This is a genomic window from Polaromonas sp. P3_B1 (assembly GCF_056402935.1).
In genome coordinates, this window is record NZ_JBFUGK010000033.1 from 1 (window position 1) to 15,684 (window position 15,684).

12 protein-coding genes and 1 pseudogene are annotated in these 15,684 nt (G+C 68.8%); all 13 read right to left on the minus strand.

Annotated elements, in window-relative coordinates; all coding sequences use genetic code 11:
• Window positions 1–428, minus strand: a 428-nt coding sequence (locus AC1DXS_RS18000) for a vWA domain-containing protein (protein WP_477738841.1), incomplete at its 3' end; no start/stop codon positions are given.
• Complete coding sequence (locus AC1DXS_RS18005; protein WP_477738842.1) at window positions 407–1,474, minus strand: magnesium chelatase ATPase subunit I; 1,068 nt, start codon at window positions 1,472–1,474, stop codon at window positions 407–409. The genes AC1DXS_RS18005 and AC1DXS_RS18000, both read right to left, overlap by 22 nt.
• Window positions 1,471–5,349 (minus strand): cobaltochelatase subunit CobN, encoded by a 3,879-nt coding sequence (cobN, locus tag AC1DXS_RS18010; RefSeq protein ID WP_477738843.1) that lies wholly within the window; start codon window positions 5,347–5,349, stop codon window positions 1,471–1,473. The genes AC1DXS_RS18005 and cobN overlap by 4 nt, the downstream gene beginning before the upstream one ends.
• Window positions 5,350–5,523: 174 nt before the next feature.
• The gene (cobW, locus tag AC1DXS_RS18015) at window positions 5,524–6,585 is read right to left on the minus strand and encodes a cobalamin biosynthesis protein CobW (protein WP_477738844.1); all 1,062 of its coding nucleotides are present in this window, start codon (window positions 6,583–6,585) and stop codon (window positions 5,524–5,526) included.
• A gap of 22 nt (window positions 6,586–6,607) precedes the next feature.
• On the minus strand, window positions 6,608–7,471 hold the full coding sequence (locus AC1DXS_RS18020) for an ABC transporter substrate-binding protein (protein ID WP_477738845.1): 864 nt from the start codon (window positions 7,469–7,471) through the stop codon (window positions 6,608–6,610).
• A gap of 4 nt (window positions 7,472–7,475) precedes the next feature.
• Window positions 7,476–8,045, minus strand: coding sequence for a cob(I)yrinic acid a,c-diamide adenosyltransferase (cobO, locus tag AC1DXS_RS18025; protein ID WP_477738902.1), 570 nt, complete (start codon window positions 8,043–8,045; stop codon window positions 7,476–7,478).
• Window positions 8,046–8,072: 27 nt separating this feature from the next.
• Window positions 8,073–8,852, minus strand: a pseudogene (locus AC1DXS_RS18030) (ABC transporter ATP-binding protein); the annotation flags it as partial.
• A 2-nt stretch (window positions 8,853–8,854) separates the two neighbouring features.
• Window positions 8,855–9,934, minus strand: a complete 1,080-nt coding sequence (locus tag AC1DXS_RS18035; protein WP_477738846.1) for a FecCD family ABC transporter permease — start codon at window positions 9,932–9,934, stop codon at window positions 8,855–8,857.
• The gene (locus AC1DXS_RS18040) at window positions 9,931–10,788 is read right to left on the minus strand and encodes an ABC transporter substrate-binding protein (protein WP_477738903.1); all 858 of its coding nucleotides are present in this window, start codon (window positions 10,786–10,788) and stop codon (window positions 9,931–9,933) included. The genes AC1DXS_RS18035 and AC1DXS_RS18040 overlap by 4 nt, the downstream gene beginning before the upstream one ends.
• Before the next feature lie 125 nt (window positions 10,789–10,913).
• Window positions 10,914–11,498, minus strand: a complete 585-nt coding sequence (cobU, locus tag AC1DXS_RS18045; protein WP_477738847.1) for a bifunctional adenosylcobinamide kinase/adenosylcobinamide-phosphate guanylyltransferase — start codon at window positions 11,496–11,498, stop codon at window positions 10,914–10,916.
• Window positions 11,495–12,346 carry an ABC transporter substrate-binding protein gene (locus tag AC1DXS_RS18050; RefSeq protein ID WP_477738848.1) on the minus strand — a complete coding sequence of 284 codons (852 nt, stop codon included), beginning with the start codon at window positions 12,344–12,346 and terminating at the stop codon, window positions 11,495–11,497. Before AC1DXS_RS18050 ends, cobU begins: the two co-directional genes overlap by 4 nt.
• On the minus strand, window positions 12,343–13,683 hold the full coding sequence (locus AC1DXS_RS18055; protein ID WP_477738849.1) for a cobyrinate a,c-diamide synthase: 1,341 nt from the start codon (window positions 13,681–13,683) through the stop codon (window positions 12,343–12,345). The genes AC1DXS_RS18050 and AC1DXS_RS18055 overlap by 4 nt, the downstream gene beginning before the upstream one ends.
• A gap of 14 nt (window positions 13,684–13,697) precedes the next feature.
• Window positions 13,698–15,626, minus strand: a complete 1,929-nt coding sequence (locus AC1DXS_RS18060) for a TonB-dependent receptor domain-containing protein (protein ID WP_477738850.1) — start codon at window positions 15,624–15,626, stop codon at window positions 13,698–13,700.
• Between the last annotated feature and the right edge of the window lie 58 nt (window positions 15,627–15,684).

Sequence of the window (15,684 nt, forward strand, 5' to 3'; positions counted from 1 at the left end):
GGGCGCAGGCGCTGGCTGCCGGCGGCGCGCGCGGGGCCGGGCGGCAGCAGCAGCTCCACGCCCTGCCCGCCAAAGCGCAGCAGCGCCACCTCATCGCCCAGGCGCGCGGCCTGCTCGATCATGAACGCGGCATGGCCCTTGGCCAGGGCCAGGCGGCCGTGCCGGCGCATGGAGCCCGAGGTGTCGAGCACGATGCAATGCAGCCGGCTGGGCCGCAGGGCCACGGGCTGTCGGCGCAGGTGCTCGCGCTTGAGCGGCACCGGTCCCTTGGCCACAACCGTGGGCAGCCAGGCGATGGCGGCACTGCGCTGCCTGGCACCGGGCGTCGCGCTTGTTGTGAGAGGCGTATGCGGTGGAGGCCATCGCCAGCTGCCGGCCCCCTTGCGCGGGCGGCGGCTGCGATGGCCTAGGCTTTTTTTGGCGGCCACCCCGCTATCGCCTGGACCTTGGTCGTGCCTTCGGGCTGGGCAGGCAGCGCGCCCCAGTCGCCTTGCGGGGCGGATGCTGCGGGCGGCCGCTCCTGCGGCCGTTCGGGAGCTTGCGAGGTTTGTGGCGCCTGACCGTTTGCACCGGGTGGCTGGGCCGCACTGCCCTCAGGCCGGCGATGCGCCAGCGCGAGTTCAGCCACAGCATCCACATCAGCCGGGGTGACTTCGCCGCGCCCTTCCAGCGCCGCCAGCGCGCGCGCGGCGCGCAGCATCACCAGGTCGGCGCGCATGCCGTCCACACCGGCCTCCATCGCCCAGGCTGCCGCATGCTGCAGCACCTCGTCGGACCAGGCCAGGCGCGGCAATGCGGCACGCGCCGCGACCAGCGCCGCGCTGAGAATGCGCTGCTGCTCCGCATGCTGCGCGCCCATGACCTCGGGGTTTTCATCAAAGCCCAGGCGGGCGCGCAGGATGGCGCTGCGCTGCGCGGCATCCACCGGGTTGGCCAGTACCAACGAGAGGCCGAAGCGGTCCAGCAGCTGCGGCCGCAGCTCGCCCTCTTCCGGGTTCATGGTGCCCACCAGTACAAAACGCGCGGCGTGCTGGCGCGAAATGCCGTCGCGCTCCACCGTGTTCACGCCGCTGGCGGCCGCGTCCAGCAAGGCGTCGACCAGCGCATCCGGCAGCAGGTTGACCTCGTCCACATACAGCACGCCGCCGTGGGCGCGCGCCAGGAGGCCAGGCGCCAGGCGCACCCGGCCGTCGCGCAGCACGTCTTCCACATTGAGCGTGCCCACCAGCTGCTCGAGGCTGGCGGCCAGCGGCAAGGTGACAAAGGGCGCGCCGGGCAGGAGCGCCGCCAGCGCGCGCGCCGCGGTGGACTTGGCCGTGCCGCGCGGGCCGCTGATCAGCACGCCACCTATGCCCGGGTCTATGGCCGCCAGTTGCAACGCGCGTTGCAACTGCGGCTGGCCGACCAAGGCTGTGAAGGGAAAGGCCGCGCGCGTAGCGGGCTCGAGAGGGATGTTCAGTTCAGGATGGTTCATGCCAGGGGTCCTTCTCCATGTTCTTCAAGCCGGCGCTCCAGCGCCAGCAAATGCTCTTCAATGCGTTCGCGGTGCTCGCCCGGCGCTTCCCAGAGGCCGCGCCGCATGGCCTCGAGCAGGCGCTCGCCAATGCTGCGCAAGGCGCCGGGGTTGTGCCGCTGCAAAAACGCGCGGTTGGTGTCATCGTGCAAATAGGCCTCAGCCACCAGCGCGTACTGGTGGTCGCCCACCACGCCGGTGGTGGCGTCAAAGGCGAACAGGTAGTCCACCGTGGCCGCCATTTCGAATGCGCCCTTGTAGCCATGGCGGCGCACGCCTTCCAGCCACTTGGGATTGACGGCGCGCGAACGCACCACGCGCGCCACTTCCTCGCCCAGCGTGCGTATGCGCGGCGCACCGGGCACGCTGAAATCGCCGTGGTACAGCGCGGCGGGCTCGCCGGTGAGTTGCGCCACCGCCACCGCCATGCCGCCCTGGAACTGGTAGTAATCGTCCGAATCGAGCACATCGTGCTCGCGGTTGTCCTGGTTGTGCAGCACGGCGTCCAGGCCAGCCAGGCGCTGCTCGAAGCTGCCCCGCGCGGCCACGCCATGCCCGCCCTGTCCGTAGGCAAAGGCGCCGGCGCGCAGATAGGCCTGGGCCAGGTCGGCGCCGTCGCTCCAGCGGCCGCTGGCCATGACTTCCTGCAGCCCGGCGCCGTAGCCGCCGGGGCGCGGGCCGAACACCCGCCAGCTGGCTTCGCGCTCGGCCGCCTCGGCGCTCAGGCCCCTGGCTTGCGCCTCCAGCGCCTCGCGCCGCACGCGGGCACGGATCGGGTTGACTTCGTCGGGCTCGTCCTCTTCGCTGATCGCGGCCACGGCACGCACTGCGGTGTCGAACAGGTCAATCACATTGGGAAAGGCGTCTCGGAAGAAGCCCGAAACGCGCAAGGTCACATCCACACGCGGCCGGTTCCTGATGGCCATGGGCAGCACTTCGATGTCCACCACACGGCTGCTGCCGTCGGCCCACTTGGGCCGCACGCCCAGCAGCGCGAAGGCCTGGGCGATGTCTTCGCCGCCGGTGCGCATGGTGCTGGTGCCCCAGACCGACAGGCCCAGGCAGCGCAGCATCTCGCCGTGGTCCTGCAGGTGGCGTTCGACCACACGCTCGGCGGCGGCCGCGCCCATGGCATAGGCGGTCTGCGTGGGCACGGCGCGTGTGTCCACCGAATAAAAGTTGCGCCCCGTGGGCAGCACGTCGGGCCGGCCGCGAGACGGCGCACCGCTGGGTCCGGCCGGCACGAAGCGGCCGGCCAGGCCGCGCAGGCACTGGGCAATTTCCTGTGGGCCGCAGGCGTCCAGGCGTGGGCACAACACAGCGCGCATGCGCTGCAGCACGGGGGCGGTATTCGGCCAGCAAAGATTCCGTTCGCCCTGGGCCTGTCGAAGGGCTTCGACAAGCTCTGCCCGAACGGGATCGCTACAAACGGAATCTTCAGGCTGGATCACACAGTCCTGCACCAACTGCCGGGACAGCAGTTCCAGGCGCTCACGCGTATGGCCGGCATGGCGCCAGGCGTCATCGCTTTGCGCTTGCAGCACGGCGGGACGCGGGCCGTTCCACGGCGCTGACCATTCGGGACTCAACGCATTAAAACCCTCGACGCCTTCGAGCTGCAGGTCCTGGGACAGCGCCGCAAGCAGGCTGCGCTGGCCGGCGGCCGCACCGCCCGGAAAGCGCGCCAGCGCGACCAGCGTGTCGACCTGCTGGCGGCCCTGCGGCGAGCTGCCCAGGATGTGCAGGCCGTCGCGGATCTGGGATTCCTTGATCTCGCACAAGTAAGCATCCAGCCGCTGCAGCAGTGCCTCGCGGCCCGCGTCGTCGGCGGGTTTGGCAAAACCCAGGTCAGCATGCAGGCCCTCGGCAAGCACATGCGCCAGGATGTCCTCGCGCAGGCGGCGCGCGCGCCGCGGGTCCAGCGACAGGGCCTCGTAGTACTCGTCCATCTGCCGCTCCAGCTTTTGCAGCGGGCCGTAGGTTTCCGAACGCGTGAGCGCCGGCATCAGGTGGTCGATGATGACGGCCTGCGTGCGGCGCTTGGCCTGGCTGCCCTCGCCAGGGTCGTTGACGATAAAGGGATACAGGTGCGGCAGCGGGCCCAGGATGGCATCGGGCCAGCAGGCCGCGCCCAGCGCCACGCTTTTGCCGGGCAGCCATTCGAGGTTGCCGTGTTTGCCCACGTGCACCACCGCATCGACCGCAAACTGGCGGCGCAGCCAGAAGTAGAACGCCAGGTAGTTGTGCGTGGGCACCAGGTCGGCATCGTGGTAGGTCGCCACTAGGTCCAGGTCGCGGCCGCGCGCGGGCTGTATACCGACAAACACATTGCCATATCTATGGCCGGAGACCATGAAGCGGCCGCTGCGCACCATGGGGTCCTGCCCGGGCGGGCCCCATAACGCGTTGACGGCATCCCGGCTGGCCGCGTCCAGGCGATTGAAATCCTGCAGGTAGTCCGCCATGGCCAGGCTCTGCCCGGCAGGACGCACATCGTTGGCCTCCAGGTTGTTGGTGATACCGGCCACCAGCGCTGCAATCAAGGCGTCGCCGCCTTCGGGCAATTCACCCGTCGCGTAGCCTGCCTCTCGCATGGCGCGCAGCAAGGCCACGGTGGAGGCCGGGGTGTCCAGGCCCACGCCGTTGGCCAGGCGAGCGTCGTCATTGGGGTAGTTGGCCAGCACCAGTGCGATGCGCTTGGTGTCGTTGGGCTTGCCCTGCAGCGCGCACCAGCGGCGTGCCAGTTCGGCCACAAAAGCCATGCGTTCGGGTTCGGGCTGGTAACGCACCACGTCCACCTCGGTGCGCTCGCAGCGCCAGGCCAGGCCCTTGAAGCTGATGGCGCGTGTGCCTATGCGGCCGTCCACTTCGGGCAGCACCACCTGCATCGCCAGGTCGCGCGGTGCCAGGCCGTGCGGGTCGGCCTGCCACTGTTCCTGCGAGCAGCCCGCGGTGATCAACTGCAGCACCGGGGCGTCGCCGGCCAGGGCTTCCATCTGCGCACCCTGCACGCTGTCCACGTCGTCGCCATCGAGTGCGGTAATCGCAAAGCTGGTGGCGTTGAGCACCACGCCCACGCCGTGTTCAGCGGCCAGCGAACGCAGCAGCGCGAGGCTGGCCGGGTTCTTCAGCGAATCCAGCGCCACGGCCACGGTGTTGAGGCCCTCAGCGCTCAGTGCGGCCAGCATGGCGTCAAACACCGCCGTGTTGCCGGCCTGCAGGTGGGCGCGGTAAAACACCAGCAGCGCGGCGGGTGCGCCGTCTCGCCAAGGAGCGGCTTCCAGCGGCTGGTAGACCATGGCGGGCGGCAGCACTTCTGGCGGCGCGGGGCGCGGGCCCAGGCCGAAGGCGGCATGGCCTATCAGTTCAAAAAAAGTGCGCGCATTGTCGCGGCCGCCTTCGCGCAGGCAGCGCCAGAGCTCGCGGCAGTCTTCATGCGGGGCGGTGCTGCGCAGCAGCAGCTGCAGGTCTTCGGCGGCATCGCCCGAGAACAAGGCCAGCCACTGGCCGCGCGCACTCGCCAGCTCGCGCACCTGCTCCACCACATAAGCCCAGTCGCTGGCGGCCCCCAGGTGGTCTATCACCACCACACGCGCATGCTGCAGCACCTCGTCCACATACATGTCGGCCGAGGCGGGCTGGCGCAGCCACATCAGGTTGGCCAGGCGCACCGAGGGAAAGCCGGCGGGCAACTGCTGCGCCGCATCGGCCAGCAGGGACAGCGTGGTGTCGGCCGCGCTGAGCACCACAATGTCGCCCGGCGTCTGCTCCACGCGCACCACACCCTGGCCACCGTCTTCAACGTGGCCGCCGGGGCGGGTGGAGAGTAGATGCATTTTTTACTTCACCAGGTAAGGCTGAACCAGCCAAGCCGCACCTGGCGCAGGTCGACGGGGCGCTCTGCGCAGCGGCATCAAGGAGGAGCCCGCAGGGCGGAGGACAGCCGCGGAGCAGAGTGCCCCGTCGGCCTGTGCCCGCCACGAGCGTAAAGCTTCAGCGTGCATTTGGATTCAGGCCGCGACGGACATTGCCAGCGCTTCGTTCAATTCGGCCTGCAAGACTGCCGCATTGAGCTCAGACCCAATCAGCACCAGCCGTGATTGCCGCGCTTCGCCTTCGCGCCAGGGGCGATCAAAGTAGCTGTCGAAGCGTGTGCCCACGCCCTGCACCACCAGGCGCATGGCCGAACCGGGCAAGGCCACAAAGCCCTTGGCGCGGTAAATCTCATGGCGCTCCACCACGCCGCGCAAGGCGGCCAGCAGCGCCTCGCGGCCGGGCACGTCCAGCGCCACCTGCACCGAATCGAAGGCATCATGGTCGTGATCTTCTTCCTCGTCGTGGTGGGTCTTGCGCTGGTCGATGACGTCTTCCACCGCACGCTCCAGGCCCAGCAGCACGCCGATGTCGATGCGGCCGTGCTGGGCCTGCACCAGCTTGACGCCGGGCGCGGTCTCGGCACGGATCGCGGTTTCCACGCCGGCCAGTTGGGCAGCGGTCAAACCGTCGGTCTTGTGCACCACCACCAGGTCGGCCGTGGCCAGCTGGTCTTCAAACAGCTCGTGCAGCGGCGATTCATGGTCCAGGTTGTCGTCGGCGCGGCGCTGGGCGTCCACGGCGATCGGGTCGTCGGCAAAGTCGCCGGCGGCGACCGCAGGCGCGTCCACCACCGTCACCACCGCATCGACGGTGAAGGTGTTGCGCAGCGTGGGCCACTGGAAGGCCTGCACCAGCGGCTTGGGCAGGGCCAGGCCGGATGTCTCGATGATCAGGTGGTCGATCTGATCGCGGCGCGCGGCCAGTTTTTCCATGACCGGCGCGAATTCTTCCTGCACGGTGCAGCACAGGCAGCCGTTGGCCAGTTCATAGAGTTGGCCGTTTTCTTCGCCGTTCTCGTCGCAGCCTATGCCGCAGCCGCGCAGCAGCTCGCCGTCTATGCCGAGCTCGCCGAACTCATTGACGATGACCGCGATGCGGCGGCCCTGCGCATTGGCCAGCAAATGCCGCAGCAGCGTGGTCTTGCCGCTGCCCAGGAAGCCGGTGACGATGGTGGCGGGGATTTTTCGGGTTTGCATGTATGTGTCTCGGTTGAAAAAATTAACGGGGTGGCAGCGCACTCAGGCACTCCACCAGCATTTGCGCGGCCTCGCCCAGGCGCGGGCCGGGGCGCGACAGCAGGTCCATGCGCTCGGTGTCCAGCAGGCACAGCTGCTGTTGGCGGACCGCGGGCAGCGTGCTCCAGCCGGGGCGGTCCGACAGGTTGGACAGCGTGGCGCGCGGGCCGATGATGATGTCGGGCGGGCGGCGCAGCAGCAGCTCGGGGTTGATGCGGGGGAACAGGCCCAGATCGCCGCTCACCACGTTGACCAGGCCCAGCCTGGCGACGGTCTCGCCGATAAAACTTTTGTCGCTGGCGGCGGACGAACCCGACCCCACTTCCACATACACGCTGCGCCCGCGCAGGGCGGCGGGCATGCGGGCGGCTGCGGCGTCGAGCTCGGCCTCCAGGCGGGCCAGCAGTTCGCTTGCACGCGCCGGCTCGCCCAGCGTGTCGCCCAGCTTGAGCAGCATGCGTTTGAGGTCGGCATGGGTGCGGGCGTCAAAGGTCATGACCGGCACACCCAGGGCTTTGAGCCTTTCCCCGGCGCGGCTGCGCGGGCCCAGCAGGACCATATTCGGGCGCAGGGTGACGATGCGTTCTATCTGCGCGTCTTCCAGGCCGCCTACCTTGGGCAGCACCTGCACCGAATTGGGCCAGGTGGAATGGCGATCCGTGCCCACCAGCTGCGCGCAGTGGCCCAGTGCGCACACAGCCTCGGTCAGCGAGGGCGCCAGCGTGACGATGCGCGATACCGGCTGCGTGCCCTGCGCCACCGCGAAGCCGGAAAGCAGCCCCAGGGTTGCCAGGGCCGACACCGAAGGCAGCAGGCGCCTGGCCGAATGGGAAGCGGAGGAAAACATGGCTCTAGTCTTCGATGCCACGTTGGGCCGGGACGCCGGCTTTGAAATGGTGTTTGATGAGCGTCATCTCGGTAACGGTATCCGCCAGCTCCACCAACTCGGCCGGCGCATTGCGGCCGGTCAGCACCACGTGCACATGTGGCGGACGTTCACGCAGGCAAGTCAATACCGTTTCCAGTGGAATCCAGCCGTAGCGCAGCGGGTACATGATTTCATCGAGCACCACCATAAAGTGTTCGCCGGCGCGTATGGTGGCTTCGGCCCGAGCCCAGCCGTCCAGCGCCAGCTGGGCCGAATGCTCAAGGTCGCGGCTCTTCCAGCTGAAGCCATCGCCCAGGCCTTCAATCGGAATGCCCAGTTGCTCGAACAGCCGGTGCTCGCCAAAGCGCGCGCTGGGCACCTTCATGAACTGGTAGACCTTGACGGCCTTGCCGCGGCCGTGGGCGCGCAGGGCCAGGCCGAAGGCGGCCGTGCTTTTGCCCTTGCCGTGGCCGGTGTTGATGAGGATCAGGCCGCGGCGCTCGCCGGTGGGTTTTTCGTAGGGGGTGGCCGAAGGTGGGGTTTCAATTTGCATGGGAGCCCTCTTGGGAGGTTGGGTAACTTTGGGCAATGCTATCCACTGCCCTTGCAAGGGGTGGACGGCAATGCGCCCGTCGAAGACATCTTCCAGGGCCCGGTGGGTGGCCAGGTCGGCGCAAGGGCCCTGGTGGGTGACGCGGCCTTCGGCCATCACCACCAGGCTGTCGGCCTGCAGTGCCATGGTGATCTCGTGCAGCACGCTGACCACGGTCTTGCCCTCGGCCACCAGGGCCCGCACCACGTCCAGCCAGTCGGCCTGGTGCGGCGGGTCCAGGTTGGCCAGCGGTTCGTCCATCAACAGCACCTGGGCCTGCACCGCCAGGGCACGGGCCAGCAGCACGCGCTGGCGCTCGCCGCCCGACAGTTGCCCCAGCGCGCGCTGACGCCAGTCCCAGGCGCGGGTGGCGCGCAGGGCCTGCTCCACCGCCGCACGGTCGGCCGCGCTGGGCGGCGCCAGCCAGGCCTGGTGCGGCAATCGGCCCAGCATGGCCACGTCCCACACGGTCAAATCATCGGCCGAGGTTTCGTTCTGGCCCAGCCAGGCCAGCTGGCGGGCGCGCTCACGGTGCGGCAGGCTGTGCATGGGCTGGCCCAGCAGCGCGACGCTGCCGCTGTGCGGCAGCACGCCGGCCAGGGCCTTGAGCAAGGTGGACTTGCCCGCGCCGTTGGGGCCCACGATGCTGGTCCAGCGCGCGGCGGCGATATCCAGGTCTATGCCGTGCAGCACCTGCTGCCTTTGCACGCCATGGCCCAGGCTGGCCGCGATGGACTGCGCGCCAAGGGCGATGGGATTCGTCACCATGTTCATGCCGCGCGCCCTCCGCCCAGGCTGCTGCTGCGGTGCATCAGCCACAGCAGGTAGCCGCCGCCCAGCACCGCGGTGAGCATGCCCACGGGCAACTCCTGCGGCGCCATCAGCCCGCGCGCCAGCGTGTCGGCGGCCATCAGCAGCACGCCGCCCATCAGGCTGGACAACAGCATCAGGTGGGCGTGCGTGGTCTTGACCACGGAACGCACCAGGTGCGGCGCGGCCAGGCCGACAAAAGCGATCAGCCCGGTCTGCGCCACGGCGGTGCCCGTGGCCAGCGCCAGCACCGCGACCAGCGCCGCGCGCATGGGCGCCACCGGCAGGCCCAGGCTGACGGCCGTGGCGTCGCCCAGGCTCAGGCCGTCGAGCACGCGCGCCAGCAGCCAGGCGGCCAGCACACACACGCCCCACACGCTGGCCATGAGGATGCACGAGGTCCAGCCGACAAAAGCGGTCGAGCCCAGCATGAAGGCCTGCATGGCCTGCAGCGATTCGGGCGAGAACAGCAGCACCAGGTGCGTCATGGCGCCCAGCACCACGCCCACCACCACGCCGGCCAGCAGCAGGCGCAGGGTATGGCCCACGCCGCGCGAGAGCACCAGCGTGAGCATCACCGCGAACACAGCGCCCAGGAAGGCCGCGCCGGTCAGGCCCAGGCGCACCCACAGGCTGCTGGAGAACACGCTGACGGCTACGCCGCCATTCATCATGTTGCCGCCCAGCATGCCGGCGCCGCCGCCCAGGGCGGCCAGCGCCAGCGCCACACCGAGCGAGGCCCCGGATGCGCTGCCCAGCAAATAGGGATCGGCCAGCGGGTTGCGAAACAGGCCTTGCGCCACCGCGCCGGCCAGGCCCAGCAAGGCGCCGGCGGCCCAGGCGCCCAGGGTGCGCGGCAGGCGTATCTGCCAGATGATTTGCTGCGCCATCGCGGTTTGCGGCGGGTCCTGCGTGGGATTGAGCAGCGGCCCGATCAGATTTTCCAGCCCGGCGCTGCCCACGCAGATGCCCAGCGCCACCAGGGCCAGCGCGCCCACCACACCGGCCCACACCAGCCACCATACGCGGGCCTGCATCATGGTTTGGCTCCCGGTGCCTTATCCGTCAGACAGCGGGCCATCAGGCGCGCGCCTTCAGCCATGCGCGGGCCGGGGCGCACCAGCACATTGGCCTCTTCGGTCGGGAAGATGCAAACGCGTTGCTCACGCAGCGCGCGGATGCTTTGCCAGCCGGGCCGTGCCTGCAGGCCGTCGGCGCTGCGCTGGCCGACCATGATCAGGTCGGGGTTGGCGCGGACTATGTATTCGGGGTTGAGCTTGGGGAAAGGCCCGAGCTTGGCCGGCACGATGTTTTTGACGCCAAGCCGCGTGAGCGTCTCGCCGATAAAGGATGACTCCCCTGCCGCATACGGACCCTGGTTGACCTCGAAGTAGACCCGCGTGCCGCGCACGTTGGCCGGCAGCGACTGGGCCGCGGCCGAGACGCCGGCATCGATCGCGCGCCAGATGCGGGCGGCATCGGGCACTTCCAGCAACTGGCCCAGCTTGAGCATCACGCGCTGCACGTCGGCATGGCTGCGAGGCTCCAGCGCCACCACTTTCAGGCCCAGGGCCTGCAGCCTGTCGCCCGCGCGCGAGGAAGTGGCCAGCAGCACCACATCGGGTTTGAGCGCGACGATCATCTCGATATTGGGGTCCAGCCCGCCGCCGACCTGGGGCAGCTTCTGCACGCTGGCGGGGAAGTTGGAATAGCGGTCCACCCCGACCAGGTTCTGGCAGCGGCCCAGCTCGCAGACGGTTTCGGTCAGCGAAGGCAGCAGGCTCACGATGCGCTGCGGCGCCCTGGGCAGCGTGACGGTCGCGCCGCGGTCGTCGGTCAGCTGCAGCGCATGCACAGAACCAGAGAACCAGAACACCAACGCAAGGCACACCATCGCCAGGAAGCGAGGGGCCAGGGCGTTTTGCGCAGGTAAAGGAGGAGCCCGCAACGCGGGCGGGGGACACGGAGCAAAACGGCCTGGCCCCTCGCTTCCCGGCAGAGCGCAGAGTTGATGCCGCGTCATGAAAAATCCTTCAACGTCAACGGCAACCCCGCCGCCATTAGCGTCACGCGCCGGCAGGCTGCAGCCACATCCTGGTTCAGCTTGCCCAGCGCATCGACAAAGGCACGGGTTTCGCGGCCAAGGGGTATGACACCCAGCCCGATTTCGTTGCCGACCAGCACCAGCGGCCCGGGGGCGGAAACTATGGCCTTGACCAGCAATTCCACCTGTTCACGCGCGGCCTGGGCGGGCGCTTCAAGCTCCAGGCCAGGCGCGGGCATCAGCAGGTTGGTGAGCCACAGCGTCAGGCAATCGACAACGACGAGCGTGTCGGGTCTGCTGTGCCGCAGCAGGGCCTGGGCCAGCTGAACCGGCTCTTCAACGGTCGCCATGCCGGGCACACGTTCGGCGCGGTCCTGCTGGTGGCGGCGTATGCGTTCGCGCATTTCCTCGTCCCAGGGCCTGGCGGTGGCGATCATCACCGCGCCGCGGCCTGGCGACTGCGTGAGCCAGTGTCGGGCCAGCAATTCGGCGCGACGCGACTTGCCGCTTTTCTGGCCGCCCAGGACCAGCTCGCTTTTGGCGATCGTCATCGTGCTCATGGCTTGAAAGCTCCGGCCTGCTCTGCGTCCATCCACCGCAGGATGATTTCGTGCATTTTTTGCACGCCATCGGTCAGCGCGGCCGGGCCGGGCTGCAGGATGTCGGGCGACTTGATTTCAAACAGCTGCTGGTGGCGCACGGCATTCACGGCGCTCCAGCCCTCGCGCGCCACCACGTTCTCGGGCCGGAATTTTTTGCCGCACCAGGAGCCCAGGATGATGTCGGGGTTGCGGCGGACGATCTCGGCGCCATCCGCGATGATGCGGTTCTTGCCGAGAGACTGCGCCGCGAGTTCGGGGAAACAATCGTCGCCCCCGGCGATGCCCAGCAGCTCGGACACCCAGCGGATCGCGCTGATGTGCGGGCTGTCCCACTCTTCAAAAAACACCTTGGGGCGGCGCGCGCCGGCGGCCACCCTGGCCGCCACGGCCGCCTGCATGGCGCGCAGGCCGGCCTGCATCTGCGCGATGCGCTGTGCGCCCTGCTCCGCTTCGCCCACCATGGCCGCGAGCTGGAACAGCATGGAAAAAATTTCGGCCACGCTGCGCTGGTTGAAGATGGTGACCTGCACACCGCGTTTGACCAGGTCCGAGGCAATATCGGCCTGCAGGTCCGAAAAGCCCAGCACGCAGTCGGGCTGCAGTTCCATGATCTTGTCCAGCTTGGCGCTCAAAAAGGCGCTGACGCGCGGCTTCTCGTCGCGCGCGCGTTTGGGCCGCACGGTGTAACCCGAGATGCCCACAATGCGCCGCTCCTGGCCCAGCAGGTAGAGCCACTCGGTGGTCTCCTCGGTCAGGCAGACGATGCGCTGCGGCCCGGGCTCGAAATGCAGCAGGTCGGCGCTCATGCGGGCACTCCGGCGGGCGCGCTGAACAGTTCTGCCACGGCTTCGGGGCAAGAGGGAAACCAGGCGTGGAAATAACTGGCGCGCACCGCGCCATGCTCCCACACGGCCTCGCCCGCGTCGGGCGCGGGTGTGGTGCCGGGCCGCGAGGTGCGGGCCACGGGCTGCAAAGGCGTGGCCGTGGTCGAGTAATGGAAGGTGTGGCCGCGCAAGGTGCCGCCGGCCAGCGCCAGCTGCTGCGGGCCCAGGCCGGCCAGCAGCTTTTGCATGACCACTTCGCCACGCAACACACCCCATTGCGCATGGCGCCGGCCGTCCAGCGTGACCAGGGTGTCAAACAGCGCCATCATGCCGCCGCACTCGGCCCATACGGGCTTGCCTGCTGCGACGTGCGCTACCAGGCTGCCGCGCAGCGCGGTGTTGGCGGCAATCGCCTCCGCATGCAGCTCGGGGTAGCCGCCGGGAAGCCACAGGGCGTCGCAGGCGGGCAGCGCCGCGTCGGCTAGCGGCGAGAAAAATACCAGTTCGGCGCCCAGCGCGCGCAGAGTGTCGATATTGGCGGCGTAGATAAAACAGAAGGCGGCGTCGCGCGCGATGGCAATCGTCTTGCCGCGCAGTGCCGGCACCAGGGGCGCACAGGCCTCAGGGGCCGCGAAATCCACCGCCCAGCACTGCAAATCCTCCAGCCCCATCTGGCCCAGCGGCGTGTCGGCCAGCGCGTCGGCCGCGGCGTCCAGGCGCTCCATGGCATCCGTCACCTCGGCGGCCACGGTCAGGCCCAGGTGGCGCTTGGGCAGGCTCATGGCGGCATTGCGCAGCACCGCGCCCAGCCACTGCTCGGGCGCCACGCTGGCCTGCAGCATGGCCGCATGGCGGGCATTGGCTACGCGGTTGGCCAGCACCCCGGCCCAGGGCATGTGGGGGCGATAGTGCTGCAGGCCAAAGGCCAGCGCGCCAAAGGTCGCCACCATGCCCGAGGCATCCACCACCGCCAGCACCGGCAGGCCGAAGCGCTGCGCCAGGTCGGCCGCGCTGGGCTCGCCGTCAAAGAGGCCCATCACACCTTCCACAATGATCAGGTCCACCTCCTGCGCAGCCTCATAAAGGCGCGCCCGGCAATCGGCCTCACCGGTCATCCACAGGTCCATCTGGTACACCGGCGCGCCGCTGGCCAGGGCGTGCCAGCACGGGTCCAGGAAGTCCGGGCCGCACTTGAAGACCCGCACGCGCCGCCCCTGGCGTGCATGCAGCCGCGCCAGCGCGCAGGCGACCGTCGTCTTGCCCTGGCCGGAGGCCGGGGCGGCGACGAGGATGGCGGGACAGCGGACGGCTTGTTGCATGGACGGCCTCAGGTTTAACGCGGTGCCCAGGTCACACCGACATACAGCGTACGCCGGGCGGAGGCATAGGTGTTGGCGGTCTGGTAGACCTTGTCGGTGAGATTGTCCAGCTTGGCCGTCAGCTTCCAGTCGCGCGACAGCGCCGTCGTGGCGCTGAAGTTCACGACGGAATAACCGGGCAGCACCACGTTGCTGGCATCGCTGTCGAACGCGTGCGAGGCCATCACCAGGTCGGTTGCCAATTGCCAGCCTCCCAATGGCATTTCGGCGCCCAGCGTGCCGTACTGGCGCGAGCGGCGCTGCAGGGTGCGGTTGGTGATGCGGTTCTTGGGGTTCTGCAAGTCGAGCGAGCCGTGGATGCGGACATTGCCCAGCGTTTCCGCCGCCGTGAGCGTCAGCCCCGTGTACTGGGCTTGCGCGGTATTGGCATAGCAGCCGCGGTTGGACAGCACGATCGGCGGGCCGCCGTTGATGCAGGGGCCGTTGCCCGTGACAAAGCTCAGCAGGTTGGTCAGGCGATTACGGTACACGGTGACGCCGTACTGCGATGTGCCCTGGCTGTATTTGAGCGCTGCTTCCACACTGCGGCCGGATTCGGGCTTGAGGGTGGAGGTGCCGTAGACGCTGAAACGCTGGTACAGCGTGGGGACGCGGAAGGAGGTGCCCGCGGAAACGGAGGCCTTCCACTGCGGCGTGAACGCGAAGGCATAGGCCGCGGAGCCGGTGGTCTTGCCGCCGAATTCGCTGTCCCTGTCGTGGCGGGCATTGAGCTGCACGGTGTGCGCGCCGCCGGTCCAGCCGTAGCCCAGGCTGACGCCGTCCAGGGAGCGGTCCTTGTTGAGGACACTCGCGCCCCCCGGTATGGCCGAGGAACCGACAAGGCGGAACACGTCCCGCCGGCTTTCCAGCGCGGCGCTCAGCAGGTGGGCGCCCAGGCGGTATTCGTTCTGGAACAGCAGCGTGCTGATGGTGCTTTTGTCGTAGGAGATTTGCGGCGTCGAGCCGTTCAGGCCCTCTTCGCCCGAATCGGTGCCCTGGGTGACAGCCAGCTTGGTGCTGTAGCGGTCAGACCATTTGGCCTCCCACTGCAGGCCCAGGGTCTGCAGGTCGGCGATGCGGCGGTAGTCGCGGGTGGGGCCGCCGTCGTACTGGGAGTCCGTGTGGCTCTGCAGCACATTGGCTTCAATGCGGTGGTCGGGATTGAGCTGCAAACCGAGCTTGGCGTTGGCGCCCAGGCTTTTGTAGCCGTCGGCATCGGGGTTCTGCGCCGCGATGGTGCGGGCGTTGAAGCCGTCGCTTTGCCCCTGGCTCAGTCCCAGCGCGTAATCGAACGCGCCCGCCGAGCCACTGGCGGCGAGCTCGACCCGGCTGGTGTTGTAGGAACCGTAGCCCACCGACACGGAGGGCGAGAAAGAGCCTTCGCCACGCTTGGTGAAGATCTGGATCACGCCGGCCACGGCGTCCGAGCCGTAGACGGCGCTGCTGGGGCCGCGCAAGACCTCGATCCGGTCGATCAGCGACAGCGGAATATTGCTCCAGGAAGCGCCGCCGGCGGTTGCCTGCGACTCCACCCGAACGCCGTCGATGAAGACGGGGGTGTGGCGGCTTTCCCCGCCGCGCACGAACACGCTGGTATTGGCGCCTGTGCCGCCGTTGCGGGTGATCTGTATGCCCGGCACACGCGCCAGGATGTCGGCCAGCCCGACCGGGCCGGCGCGCTCAATGGTTTCGCGGTCGATGACGGTGACGTCGGCGACAACATCGCCGATCGGCTGGGCGCTGCGCGTTGCGCTTACAACCATCTCTTTGAGTTGCGGGGCAACGACGGATGGCGTCGCCGCGGTTTGGCCCTGGGCGGGAGAGGCCGCCAGAAAGCCCAGCGGGAATGCGGCGGCCAGCGCTATCGGGAGCACGGCAAGGCGTGCGTGGGGAGCAATTTTCATGAATCAAGCAGTCAGCAAAAAGCCCTCACCGGCTTCCCCGCCGGCGTATGAGCGTCAC